Source organism: Serratia myotis, assembly GCF_027474885.1.
GTDB classification, from domain to species: domain Bacteria; phylum Pseudomonadota; class Gammaproteobacteria; order Enterobacterales; family Enterobacteriaceae; genus Serratia; species Serratia proteamaculans.
The window spans coordinates 3,726,170-3,737,915 of sequence record NZ_CP099707.1 but is presented as its reverse complement, the minus strand read 5'-3'; the positions used below and the strand labels follow the sequence as shown (position 1 = coordinate 3,737,915).

Annotated in this window: 11 protein-coding genes; 7 read left to right on the top strand and 4 right to left on the bottom strand. The window is 56.7% G+C overall.

The genetic code is table 11. The features are described 5' to 3' along the window. The first annotated feature begins 5 nt into the window (after positions 1–5). The 3 genes from fruA to NHG65_RS17735 all read left to right on the top strand — a co-directional run bounded on the left by fruA (position 6) and on the right by NHG65_RS17735 (position 2,431). Positions 6–1,691, top strand: coding sequence for a PTS fructose transporter subunit IIBC (gene fruA / locus NHG65_RS17745; protein WP_413477894.1), 1,686 nt, complete (start codon positions 6–8; stop codon positions 1,689–1,691). Positions 1,692–1,812: 121 nt separating this feature from the next. Beyond that, positions 1,813–2,151, top strand: coding sequence for a type II toxin-antitoxin system RelB/DinJ family antitoxin (locus NHG65_RS17740; RefSeq protein WP_207978800.1), 339 nt, complete (start codon positions 1,813–1,815; stop codon positions 2,149–2,151). Next, a complete protein-coding gene (locus NHG65_RS17735; protein ID WP_207978799.1) occupies positions 2,078–2,431 on the top strand; it encodes a type II toxin-antitoxin system YafQ family toxin in 354 nt (117 codons plus the stop codon). The genes NHG65_RS17740 and NHG65_RS17735 overlap by 74 nt, the downstream gene beginning before the upstream one ends. A gap of 81 nt (positions 2,432–2,512) precedes the next feature. On the opposite strand, the gene nfo is transcribed toward NHG65_RS17735, so the two are convergent. After that, complete coding sequence (gene nfo, locus NHG65_RS17730; protein ID WP_112348895.1) at positions 2,513–3,352, bottom strand: deoxyribonuclease IV; 840 nt, start codon at positions 3,350–3,352, stop codon at positions 2,513–2,515. Between the two features lie 117 nt (positions 3,353–3,469). Then, entirely contained in the window at positions 3,470–4,558 is a 1,089-nt protein-coding gene (locus tag NHG65_RS17725; protein WP_207978797.1) for a YeiH family putative sulfate export transporter, read from the bottom strand. 249 nt (positions 4,559–4,807) lie between these two features. Here NHG65_RS17725 and yieE point away from each other — a divergent pair, with 249 nt between their 5' ends. Both yieE and NHG65_RS17715 read left to right on the top strand, forming a co-directional pair. Further along, complete coding sequence (gene yieE, locus NHG65_RS17720) at positions 4,808–5,683, top strand: DNA-binding transcriptional regulator YeiE (protein WP_261416717.1); 876 nt, start codon at positions 4,808–4,810, stop codon at positions 5,681–5,683. Between the two features lie 197 nt (positions 5,684–5,880). Then, on the top strand, positions 5,881–7,359 hold the full coding sequence (locus tag NHG65_RS17715; RefSeq protein ID WP_085117630.1) for an amino acid permease: 1,479 nt from the start codon (positions 5,881–5,883) through the stop codon (positions 7,357–7,359). 66 nt (positions 7,360–7,425) lie between these two features. Here the strand turns inward: NHG65_RS17715 and NHG65_RS17710 are convergent, their stop codons facing one another. Beyond that, entirely contained in the window at positions 7,426–8,523 is a 1,098-nt protein-coding gene (locus tag NHG65_RS17710) for a GGDEF domain-containing protein (protein WP_283603629.1), read from the bottom strand. A gap of 357 nt (positions 8,524–8,880) precedes the next feature. Here NHG65_RS17710 and NHG65_RS17705 point away from each other — a divergent pair, with 357 nt between their 5' ends. Further along, the gene (locus NHG65_RS17705) at positions 8,881–9,963 is read left to right on the top strand and encodes a FecCD family ABC transporter permease (protein ID WP_099063734.1); all 1,083 of its coding nucleotides are present in this window, start codon (positions 8,881–8,883) and stop codon (positions 9,961–9,963) included. After that, positions 9,960–10,748: an ABC transporter ATP-binding protein gene (locus NHG65_RS17700; RefSeq protein WP_099063735.1), complete on the top strand. Its 789-nt coding sequence runs from the start codon at positions 9,960–9,962 to the stop codon at positions 10,746–10,748. The genes NHG65_RS17705 and NHG65_RS17700 overlap by 4 nt, the downstream gene beginning before the upstream one ends. A gap of 37 nt (positions 10,749–10,785) precedes the next feature. On the opposite strand, the gene NHG65_RS17695 is transcribed toward NHG65_RS17700, so the two are convergent. Beyond that, complete coding sequence (locus tag NHG65_RS17695; RefSeq protein WP_099063736.1) at positions 10,786–11,724, bottom strand: siderophore ABC transporter substrate-binding protein; 939 nt, start codon at positions 11,722–11,724, stop codon at positions 10,786–10,788. Positions 11,725–11,746: the final 22 nt, after the last annotated feature.

Sequence of the window (11,746 nt, the reverse complement as noted above, 5' to 3'; positions counted from 1 at the left end):
GCAGAATGAAAACACTGCTGATGATAGACAGTTCGCTGGGGCAGGCGCGTGGTCACCTGGCGAAACGTATGCTCGGTGCTGCTGCAGCAAAAACCGGCCTGACGCTGGTTGAGTCGCTGGCTGAGGCTGAACTGGTGGTGGTCGCAGGGCAATCTGCGCCTGCTGACGCCGCGCTGAACGGCAAACGGGTTTATGTGGGTGATGTGGAACACGCGGTGCGTGAACCTGAAGCCTTCCTGACGCAGGCTATCGCCGAGGCAAAAGCCTGGCAGGCACCGGCAGCGGCTGAGCCGGTCAAAGCGGCCGGTCAAAAACGCATTGTGGCGATCACCGCTTGCCCAACCGGCGTGGCGCATACCTTTATGGCGGCAGAGGCCATTGAGAGCGAAGCCAAAAAACGCGGCTGGTGGGTGAAGGTTGAAACCCGTGGTTCTGTAGGCGCAGGCAATACCATTACGCCAGAAGAAGTGGCGGCGGCCGATCTGGTGATTGTGGCGGCTGACATCGAAGTGGATCTGGAGAAATTTGCCGGCAAGCCGATGTACCGTACTTCGACCGGTTTGGCGCTGAAGAAAACCGCGCAGGAACTGGACAAGGCACAGGCCGAAGCCGAGATTTTCCTGCCGCAGAAAAGCGGTACTCCGGCCGCAGCCGGCAAGAAGAAAGAGAGTGCCGGGCCATATCGCCACCTGCTGACCGGCGTGTCCTACATGCTGCCGATGGTGGTGGCGGGCGGTCTGTGTATCGCACTGTCGTTCGTGTTCGGTATCAAGGCATTTGAAGTTAAAGGCACGCTGGCGGCTGCGCTGATGCAAATCGGCGGGGGATCGGCCTTTGCGCTGATGGTGCCGGTACTGGCCGGTTTTATCGCGTTCTCGATTGCTGACCGTCCGGGCCTGACGCCAGGGTTGATCGGCGGCATGCTGGCCGTGAGCACCGAAGCCGGTTTCCTCGGCGGTATCATTGCCGGTTTCCTGGCGGGTTATGTCGCCAGATTTATCAGCACCAAACTGCGTTTGCCGCAGAGTATGGAAGCGCTGAAGCCGATCCTGATCATTCCGCTGGTGGCCAGCCTGATCGTCGGTTTGATCATGATTTTCATCGTCGGTACGCCGGTGGCGAAAATCATGGAAGGCCTGACCCATTGGCTGCAGTCCCTGGGTACCGCTAACGCAGTGCTGCTGGGGGCGATCCTCGGTGCCATGATGTGTACCGATATGGGCGGCCCGGTCAACAAGGCGGCCTATGCCTTTGGCGTGGCGTTGCTGAGTTCTTCGGTGTATGCGCCGATGGCGGCGATTATGGCTGCCGGTATGGTGCCACCGCTGGCGATGGGGTTGGCTACGCTGCTGGCGCGTCGCAAGTTCGACAAGTCACAGCAGGAAGGGGGCAAAGCTGCGCTGGTGTTAGGCCTGTGCTTTATCTCTGAAGGGGCGATCCCGTTTGCTGCCCGTGACCCGATGCGCGTGTTGCCTTGCTGCATCGCCGGTGGTGCATTGACCGGTGCGCTGTCCATGGCGTTTGGTGCCAAGCTGATGGCACCACACGGCGGGCTGTTTGTGCTGTTGATCCCTGGTGCTATCACCCCAGTGTTGCTGTATCTGGTGGCGATTATCGCCGGTACGCTGTTGGCGGGGGTGTCTTACGCGGTGCTGAAACGTGCTGACGTCCCGGCGGCTAGCGTGGCTTAACCTTTACGCGGGCAATAAAAACCACCTCAAGGGACCCTATGGGTCCCTTGTCTATTCCTGCATCTTAAGATTGTTTTAATGGTCTCGCGTGACTACAATGTGACTACAAATGTAGGGGGTAATGATGGAAACTTATGTACGTGCTCGCATCGACACTGATCTTAAAGATGCCGCAACCGCTGTTTTGAAAGATTGCGGACTGACGGTCAGTGCAGCCTTTAGAATATTTCTGAGTGAAGTCGTTGCAACCAAGGCTATGCCAATAGAAATAAAGGCCCATACGCCTAACGCACGCCTTCGTGCGGCCATTGAAGAAGCTGATGCTCTAGCGGCAGGAAAGCCGGACCACTTTAATAGTGTTGAATCCATGATGGAGAGCCTAAAAGTTGGTAAAAAAACCACTATCGAAAGCCAAGACCAAGGCGAAAGCAGCGAGGGCGGCGCGTCCAGCGGGGATTAGGCCGCGAAAATTGGACTACACATCCCGTTTTGACAAAGATTGGGCCCGCTACGATAAAGCCGGCCGACATGACATGTCACTCATCCAAACCGTCAGTGCCCTATTGGTCGCGCGGCAAATGATACCAGCAGAATATCTTGATCATCCCTTGACGGGAGAGTGGTCCGATAACAGGGAAATGCACCTGGGAGGGGATTTTCTACTGGTCTATAAAATTTATGAGGAGAAGGATCTCATCATGCTGGTAGCTTTGGGCACGCATGCTGAATTATTCAAATGAACCACTCCGTTAGCAGGACGCGCTAGAGTCACCCCCACTCAGTCATCCTATTGCTCACCGGGGAGGGTGACCCACACACAACTACTGCTGAGCTTTCAGCCAGGCGATCTCTTCCGCCCAGATATCCGGGTTCACCGTTTCCAGGATCAGCGGGATATTGTCGAAACGCGCGTCGCGCATGATATAGCTGAACACCGTTTTACCGATGTTTCCCTCACCCAGGCTGTGGTGCCGATCGACGCGGCTGTTGAATGCGCTCTTGGCGTCATTCAGGTGCATACCGCGCAGATAGTTGAAGCCCACCACCTCACCCAGCTCTTTAAAGGTCTGTTCGCAGGTTTCCTCGGTACGCAGGTCGTAACCGGCGGCAAAGGCGTGGCAGGTATCGATACAGACGCCGACGCGGCTTTTATCTTCCACGCCGTCGATGATCGCTGCCAAATGTTCAAACTTAAAGCCCAGATTACTGCCCTGACCGGCGGTGTTTTCGATCACTGCCGTCACGCCGGTGGTTTTATCCAGCACCAGGTTGATGGATTCGGCGATACGCGCCAGGCATTTGTCTTCGTCAATTTGCAGCAGATGGCTGCCAGGGTGGAAGTTCAGCAGCGTCAGCCCCAGTTGCTCGCAGCGTTGCATTTCATCAAGAAAGGCTTCACGGGATTTTTCCAATGCCTCGGTCACCGGGTGGCCGAGATTAATCAGGTAGCTGTCGTGCGGCAGGATCTGCCCAGGGCCGTAACCGTATTGCGCACAGGCGCTTTTAAACTTATCAATCACGTCAGCAGGCAGCGGGGCGGCCTTCCATTGACGCTGATTTTTAGTGAACAGGGCGAATGCGGTCGCCTCTAATTCGTGCGCGCGGATCACTGCTTGATCCACGCCGCCTGACGCGCTGACATGTGCACCGACAAACTTCATTTTCATTCTCCTGTGTAATCGGCGTCATTATGGCATTGATAGCGGAAGGATTGAATGGCTGGAAAAGTTCAGGCCCGCGATGGCGGGCCTGAGGTCGGAAAACAACGGCGGAGATAATCAGAGGAAATGTTGCACCAGCAGGTTAATCACAGTACCGCCAACAATCAGCCAGATGAACAACAGGGTGGCCAGCAGAATCGGTTTGATCCCTGCCTGACGCACTGCGCTGATGTGGGTGGTTAGCCCCAGCGCCGCCATCGCCATCGCCAGCATCCAGGTATCGGCGGTAATCAGGTGTTTCACCAGTGTCGCCGGGATCAGGTCGAATGAGTTCAGCCCGGCTACGGCGATAAACAGCACGGCGAACCAGGGAATGGTGATGGCGGATTTTTCTGCCTTCTCCCCAGTGTTTTCGGTGCTACGGCTGCGGCTGATAAACCCGGAGAGCACGACCAGGAAGGGTGCCAGCATCATCACGCGGATCATTTTGGAGATCACCGCGGCATTTTCGGCATCCGGCCCGATGGCATGCCCGGCGGCGACGACCTGTGCCACTTCGTGGATGGTCGAACCGGTAAAGATACCGAAAGTTTCCTGATTAAACGGCAGCCACTGGAATTGCTCATTCAGATGGTACAGCCATGGGTAGGCGAAGATCGCCAGTGTGCCGAACACCACCACGGTGCTGACTGCGACGGCCACTTTATTGGCATCGGCTTTCAATACCGGCTCGGTCGCCATGACCGCGGCCGCACCGCAGATGCTGCTGCCGGCACCGATCAGCATGGTGGTGTGACTGTCGAGGCCAAACACCCTTTTGCCCAACCAGCAGGCCAGCAGGAAAGTGGTGGTTAGCGTCAAGGCATCAATGATGATGCCGGTAGTGCCCACGTCGGCAATTTGCTGGAACGTCAGACGGAAGCCGTAAAGGATAATACCGAGACGCAGCAGGCGCTGTTTGGCAAATTGAACGCCGCCATGGCAGCTTGGTTGCAACCAGGGATACAGCGTATTGCCCACCACAATGCCGAGTAAAATCGCCAGCGTCAGCGCCCCTAATCCCAATCCGGCTACCCAGGGAATATCACCGACCCATACCGCCAACGCGGTGATGGCACCGGTCAACAACAGCCCGGGGACCAGGTGAGGTATACCGAACAGGGGGAATTGTCGGGTTGGGAAATTGTGTGTGGTATTGGTCGCCATAAGTCAGCCCTTTTATTCAAAATCTTGAGCACAGACTACGTTCTGGCAGCATAAAAGAGAAATTGATTATATGGTTATAACCTATCTGAATAAGTGGTTAGTCGACCTGGCTGGCTTTCATGCTGATTTCTGCAAACGTGGTACCATTAATGTTATTCACCCTGTGCGTTGTTGCCGGTCAGCAGCGCAGATTTTGCATTAATTTCAGTGACTTTTTTCGATGTCACCTTTGATCAATACCGAGACGCTATGCATATCACCTTACGTCAATTGGAAGTTTTTACCGAAGTGCTTAAAAGCGGTTCGACCACGCAGGCCTCGGTGGTTCTGGCGTTATCACAATCGGCGGTCAGCGCAGCGCTGGCCGATCTGGAAGGGCAGTTGGGCGTGCAGTTATTCGATCGCGTGGGGAAGCGTCTGGTCATTAATGAGCACGGCCGGTTGCTGTATCCGAAGGCCCTGGCGCTTCTGGAGCAGGCGGGCGAGATTGAACAGCTGTTCCGCCATGACGGCGGTGCGTTGCGCATCGGTGCCAGCAGCACCATCGGCAACTATATGCTGCCGGAGATGATCGCCCATTATCGGCATGATTTCCCCGCTTCACCGTTGGAATTGAACGTCGGCAACAGCCAGGACGTGATTGGCGCGGTTGCGGACTTCCGGGTCGATCTGGGGTTGATTGAAGGCCCTTGCCATATGCCGGAACTGATCACTCTGCCGTGGCTGGAAGATGAGTTGGTGGTGTTTGCCGCGCCGGACAACCCGCTGGCCGGGCAGCCGCTGACTCTGGAGATGCTGGCTACCGCTCCCTGGATCCTGCGTGAAGGCGGCTCGGGTACGCGCGAGGTGCTGCATCACCTGCTGCTGGCGCACTTGCCGCACTTCCAGTTGGTGATGGAACTGGGCAACTCGGAAGCGATCAAGCACGCGGTACGCCACGGCATGGGGATCAGCTGTCTGTCGCGGCGGGTGATCGGCGAACAGTTGGACAGCGGGGTGCTGGTGGCACTGAATGTGCCGTTGCCGCCTCTGATGCGGACCCTTTATCTGATCCATCACCGGCAAAAGCATCTCTCCAACGCGCTGCAGCGTTTCCTCGGCTACTGCGGGTTTCAGCCCCAATGACGTCTCTGTCAGGAGAAACAAAGCATAAAAATCTGCTCCCTGTCACATTAATGACAGTAAGTAAGGTATTGTGGCCCGTTGCTAATAATTAGCCCTGAATTATGAAGCTATCTTATATCAGTGCAATGTTACTAGTTCGCCGGTGGGTATTTGTTACAATCCGCCCTCATTTTTTTTGACCAGCAGATAGGGTAAGAATGGCTCAGCAGGATATAAAAACATCGGGGCAACCAGCACCCGGATTGCGCCGCGAGCTGAAAGCTCGGCACTTAACCATGATTGCTATTGGTGGCTCTATTGGCACCGGTCTGTTTGTCGCCTCTGGCGCTACGGTTTCTCAGGCCGGTCCGGGCGGGGCACTGCTGTCCTACGCGCTGATCGGGTTGATGGTTTACTTCCTGATGACCAGTCTGGGCGAATTGGCAGCTTTTATGCCGGTCTCCGGCTCGTTCTCTACCTACGGTGCCAAATACGTAGAAGAAGGCTTTGGTTTCGCGCTGGGCTGGAACTATTGGTACAACTGGGCGGTGACCATCGCCGTTGACCTGGTGGCTTCACAGCTGGTGATGACCTACTGGTTCCCGGACGCGCCAGGCTGGATCTGGAGCGCACTGTTCCTTTGCCTGATGTTCCTGTTGAACTACATTTCGGTTAAAGGTTTCGGTGAAGCGGAATACTGGTTCTCGCTGATCAAAGTGACCACCGTCATTATCTTTATCGGTATCGGTGTGCTGATGATCTTCGGCATCCTCAAAGGGGGGGAGCACGCAGGCTGGCAGAACTGGACCATAGGCGACGCGCCGTTTGCCGGAGGGTTCTCGGCAATGATAGGCGTGGCGATGATAGTGGGCTTCTCGTTCCAGGGCACCGAGCTTATCGGTATCGCGGCCGGTGAGTCGGAAAACCCGGGCAAAAACATCCCGCGCGCGGTGCGTCAGGTGTTCTGGCGTATCCTGCTGTTCTATATCTTTGCCATCCTGATTATCAGCTTGATCATTCCTTATACCGATCCGAGCCTGCTGCGTAACGATGTGAAAGACATCAGCGTCAGCCCGTTCACGCTGGTGTTCCAGCACGCCGGTCTGCTGTCGGCGGCGGCGGTGATGAATGCGGTGATCCTGACGGCAGTATTGTCCGCCGGTAACTCCGGGATGTACGCTTCCACCCGCATGCTGTTTACTCTGGCATCGGAAGGTAAAGCGCCACGTATCTTTGCCAAACTGTCGAAGGGCGGGGTGCCACGCAACGCGTTGTACGCCACTACCGTGGTGGCGGGTCTGTGCTTCCTGAGCTCGATGTTCGGCAACCAGTCGGTTTATCTGTGGCTGCTGAATACTTCAGGCATGACCGGCTTTATCGCCTGGTTAGGGATTGCCATCAGCCATTACCGTTTCCGTCGTGGCTATATGATCCAGGGGCGCGATCTCAACGATCTGCCGTACCGTTCCGGCTTCTTCCCGCTGGGGCCGATCTTTGCCTTTGTCCTGTGCCTGGTTATCACGCTGGGACAGAACTATCAGGCGTTCCTGCAAGACCGGATCGACTGGTACGGTGTGACGGCCACCTATATCGGTCTGCCGCTGTTCCTGATTATCTGGTTCGGCTACAAGCTGACGCGCGGCACCCGTGTCGTGAAGTACAGCGAAATGGAATTCCCGAAAATGGACGTGAACTAACTCCGATCTTTAGCCTGTGAATTTCAAGCTGCAGCCGATCGCCTGGCTGCAGCTTGAAACGCCGTGCTACTCCTTTCTGTTGACCACCAGCGCTTGCTGCGCCGCCGCCATCAGGCTTTCAACCGTTTGATAATCCTGCGTTAACGCCAGTACACCGCTATTCAACTGCAGCGTCACCTCACCGAATGCACCAAAGTCGTATGGCACCTCCAACGGGGGAACGATACGCGCCAAAAACTCCCCTTCGGAACCGTAAGGCAGGCCGTGCACCAGGATCAGAAACTGACCACCGCTATAGCGACAGACAAAATCACTGGGGCGAACCAGCATTTTCAGGCGCTCGCCAATGGTGCGTAACACATCATCGCCGATCAGCACGCCGTGGCTTTGGTACAGCGCTGCCAGTGGGGTGAATTCGATCATAAACAGATGAGAAAGTGGGTGGATGGTGGGCGAGGGGCTACAAATTTCCTGCATCACCGCTTCGCCGCCAGCCCGGTTGAGGAAGCCGGTCAAATGATCGCGCTGGGCCGCTTGCTGTTTTTCTGCGGTCAGCGTGACCTGCTGTGCCACCTGACGATGGTAAAACGCGATCAATCCATGGGCCAGCAGCAACCACAGCGGAATGATATCCGCCAGTAAAAACAGATTTTGCACGCGTGACAACGGCGCGGCCAGCAGATAGGGCAGCGTCAGCAGCATCACCTCCAGCAAGGCAAAGCGCGGTGCGGCGGCGTGGCGCTGTATCAGCCAGAACGCCAGCGCGGTAATCAACAGGCCGGCGAACAGGATCAGAACCATGCGACCAGACAGCATCGCCAGCAGGGCAATGGCTCCCACCAGGGCGCACCAGAGCAGCACCGTTACCAGCATGGCGGTTGGCCTGCGGGGGGGACTGACGCGCGCCAGCCACCAGCGCACGCCGGTCAGCAGGACCAGCAACACCAGCAGTGCTGCGCCAATGGTCATATGGCTCAGCCAGGCATAAGCCAACAGCAGCAGCGCCACCCCGGCGGCATTCAGCCAGGGGGTGACTGGCGAAGGCACCAGGGTCAGCCGCATCTGGCGTTGGAATTGGGCGTCATCAGCCTGCTGCGGGCTTTGTACCAGCCAGTGCAGCAAGGCGGGCTTTTTAGGCGTTAAGGTTTGGGTTCGACTTCTCAATGCAGCCTCTTTCATCGGGGCCCTGCCAACAGGCCAAAATATCCGGTCTGGCGCGGTGAGCACGCCATTTACCGGTCTGGTTTTGGATTCTATGTGGTTTCGTTGCAATTTGTCACAGCCGGACGGAGTGAGGTGAAACTTTCGGATTTATTAACCTTGTCCGCTAACCACGGCTTGTCAGACCTGTTTGGTTAATCACCTTATAAAATAAAGCGTTACATATTCACATGGCGGGTAATAGCTATTGATATGATTGATAAGTATTATCGTTTGCTTTATTGTTACCGGCTGCTTATCAGGTTCAAGCGGCCGTCTGGCACACCGCTATGGTCATCGTCGTAACAGGTATCCGAAATAATGAGCGTATCCACCGATCCTCTGTCTGACGCCAAGGGGCAACCCGACGTCAACGTTATGGGGCGTTATCACCATATTCTCCGCCACCGTTTATTGATGATGGGGGTGTTGGCATTGGCGATTTTGGGGTCGCTGCTGCTGGATTTTACCCTGGGGCCCTCAGGTCTTTCGTTGTCCTCGCTGTGGCAAACGCTGATTGATCCTGCGACGGCCGATGCCGGAACGCGGGTGATCGTCTGGGATATCCGCCTGCCCTATGCCTTGATGGCGGTGGTGGTGGGCTTTGCGCTTGGCCTGGCCGGTGCCGAAATGCAGACCATCCTGAATAACCCGCTGGCCAGCCCCTTTACCCTGGGGGTGTCTTCTGCTGCGGCTTTCGGCGCGGCGCTGGCCATCGTGTTGGGGATTGGCGTACCGGGCATTCCCGACCAGTGGTTTATTTCCGCCAATGCGTTTGTTTTCGCCCTGTTCGCCGCGCTGATGCTGGACGGTATTACGCGCTGGACGCGGGTTGCCACCTCCGGGGTGGTGCTGTTTGGCATTGCGCTGGTGTTCACCTTTAACGCGCTGGTTTCCATGATGCAGTTTATTGCCAGCGAAGACACGCTGCAGGGACTGGTGTTCTGGACCATGGGCAGCCTGGCGCGCGCCTCATGGGACAAGCTGGGTATCCTGCTCGGAGTATTCGCCGTGCTGCTGCCGTTGTCGATGATGAGCTCATGGAAACTGACCGCGCTGCGTCTGGGTGAAGATCGGGCGGTGAGCTTTGGTATCGACGTGCGTCGTCTGCGTCTGACTACCTTGCTGCGTATCAGTATTCTTTCCGCATTAGCGGTGGCGTTTGTCGGGCCTATCGGTTTTATCGGCCTGGTGGCGCCGCATATCGCCCGAATGATTTTCGGTGAAGATCACCGTTTCTATCTGCCGGCCAGTGCGCTGATTGGTGCGCTGGTGTTGTCGATGGCTTCCGTAGTGTCGAAAAACCTGATCCCGGGGATCATCATCCCGGTGGGTATCGTCACCTCGCTGGTGGGCGTGCCGTTCTTCCTGAGTATTATTCTGCGTCATCGGGGGAATGTATGAGTCAGGGATTACGCATTGAGCATTTTTCTGCCGGTTATCCGAAGCGTCAGGTGATCAGCAATCTGGCGGTCCCGATGTTATCTCGCGGTCAAATCACCGTGCTGTTGGGGCCGAACGGCAGTGGAAAGTCGACGCTGCTGCGTTCATTGGCGGGGTTAAACCCGGCGCAGGGGCAACTGTGGCTGGATGATACCGATTTAATGCAGATGCCTTTTGCCCGCCGGGCTGAAAAGGTGGTGTATCTGCCGCAATCGTTGCCTGCCGGGGTGCATCTGCACGTGCTGGAGTCGATCATTGTGGCGCAACGCGCTTCAGGCGGCCGCAGCAACGCCGGCAGCGAGGCCGAGGTGATGGCGCTGCTCGAGCAGCTTGGCATCGCCCATTTGGCGCTGAGCTATCTTGATCAGCTCTCCGGTGGGCAGAAACAGTTGGTCGGGTTGGCACAGTCGCTGATCCGCCAGCCCTCGCTGTTGTTGCTGGATGAGCCGCTGAGCGCGCTCGATCTCAACTACCAGTTCCACGTGATGGATCTGGTGCGTAAAGAGACGCGTAAACGCAATATCATCACGGTGGTAGTGGTGCATGACATCAATATTGCCCTGCGTCATGGTGACCACGTACTGATGCTGCAGAATGGCGAATTGATTGCCGACGGTGCGCCGGAAGAGGTGATTACGCCGCAGAGTCTGGCACGGGTGTATGGCGTACGCGGGCGGATTGAGCGTTGTTCGCAAGGGACACCGCAGGTGTTGATCGACGGCCTGGTGAACCAGCCGGTGGTTTGATATCAGGAAGGCCCGGTGATCGCCGGGCCTTTTACTATTACTTCTTGTTCAGCGCGTCGGCGACGCGTTCGACGATATGCTGACTGGTGATAATACCGCCAGACAGATAGACCTCAGCCGCCGGTAAATAAACCACCTGACCTTTCTTCACCGCCACGGTGTTTTTCAGTGCGGTAGTGGTGAGTATCTTCTGCGGAGCAACCGCATTCGGACGGCCGGTTGCCGCATCGCGATCGATGATAAACAGCCAGTCCGGGTTCAGTTTAGCCACCTGCTCAGGCGACAGCTTGTTGCCGCGAACATCGGGGTTTTCGCTCTGTAACGCCGAAGGGAATCCGAGCGCATCGTAGGTAAAGCTGAAACGGCTCTTAGGCGCATAAACGCTGATTTTCCCGCCAGAGAACAACACCACCAGGCCACGCCCGGCTTTTGCCACTTGCGGTTTGACCGCTGCAATTTCAGCGTCCAGTTTGTCGACCGCGGCCTGTGCCTGCGGCTGTTTATCGAACAACTCACCCAACTGCAGCGTCCGTTGCTTCAGGCTGCCCAGTTGATCTTGCGGATCAATCGCCATATTCAACGTTGGCGCGATACCACTCAGTTCGCTATAGGCCTTGGAAGAGCGACCGGCGATCAGGATAAGATCCGGTTTGGCTGCGCGCAGCGTGGCCATGTCCGGTTCAAACAGGGTACCGGCGTTGAGGTATTTGGCATCCTGATACTGCTTCAGGCTATCCGGCAGCATGGTGCGGTTGCCCGGCAGTGCCAGCGGCTCGACGCCCAGCAGTTGCAGGGTTTCCAGCGAAGCGTAGTCCAGCACCACCACGCGTTGCGGGTGTTTTTTCACTTCTGTGTTGCCGCTAAGATGTTGAAAGTTGACCGTTGCCGGGGCCGCAGTGTGGGGCTGACTGTTGCAGCCTGCCAGCGCCATACAGGCCAGCAGGGCGATAACCATGGGGGAACGACGTAATGTCATTAAGGCTTCCTCGGGTGGGAGA

Bases quoted from the DNA above. Each gene is read 5' to 3' on its own strand.
- NHG65_RS17705 (WP_099063734.1), top strand. From the start codon at position 8,881: ATGAGCGTATCCACCGATCCTCTGTCTGACGCCAAGGGGCAACCCGAC.
- yieE (WP_261416717.1), top strand. From the start codon at position 4,808: ATGCATATCACCTTACGTCAATTGGAAGTTTTTACCGAAGTGCTTAAA.
- NHG65_RS17695 (WP_099063736.1), bottom strand. From the start codon at position 11,724: ATGACATTACGTCGTTCCCCCATGGTTATCGCCCTGCTGGCCTGTATG.
- NHG65_RS17700 (WP_099063735.1), top strand. From the start codon at position 9,960: ATGAGTCAGGGATTACGCATTGAGCATTTTTCTGCCGGTTATCCGAAG.
- fruA (WP_413477894.1), top strand. From the start codon at position 6: ATGAAAACACTGCTGATGATAGACAGTTCGCTGGGGCAGGCGCGTGGT.
- NHG65_RS17740 (WP_207978800.1), top strand. From the start codon at position 1,813: ATGATGGAAACTTATGTACGTGCTCGCATCGACACTGATCTTAAAGAT.
- nfo (WP_112348895.1), bottom strand. From the start codon at position 3,352: ATGAAGTTTGTCGGTGCACATGTCAGCGCGTCAGGCGGCGTGGATCAA.
- NHG65_RS17715 (WP_085117630.1), top strand. From the start codon at position 5,881: ATGGCTCAGCAGGATATAAAAACATCGGGGCAACCAGCACCCGGATTG.
- NHG65_RS17725 (WP_207978797.1), bottom strand. From the start codon at position 4,558: ATGGCGACCAATACCACACACAATTTCCCAACCCGACAATTCCCCCTG.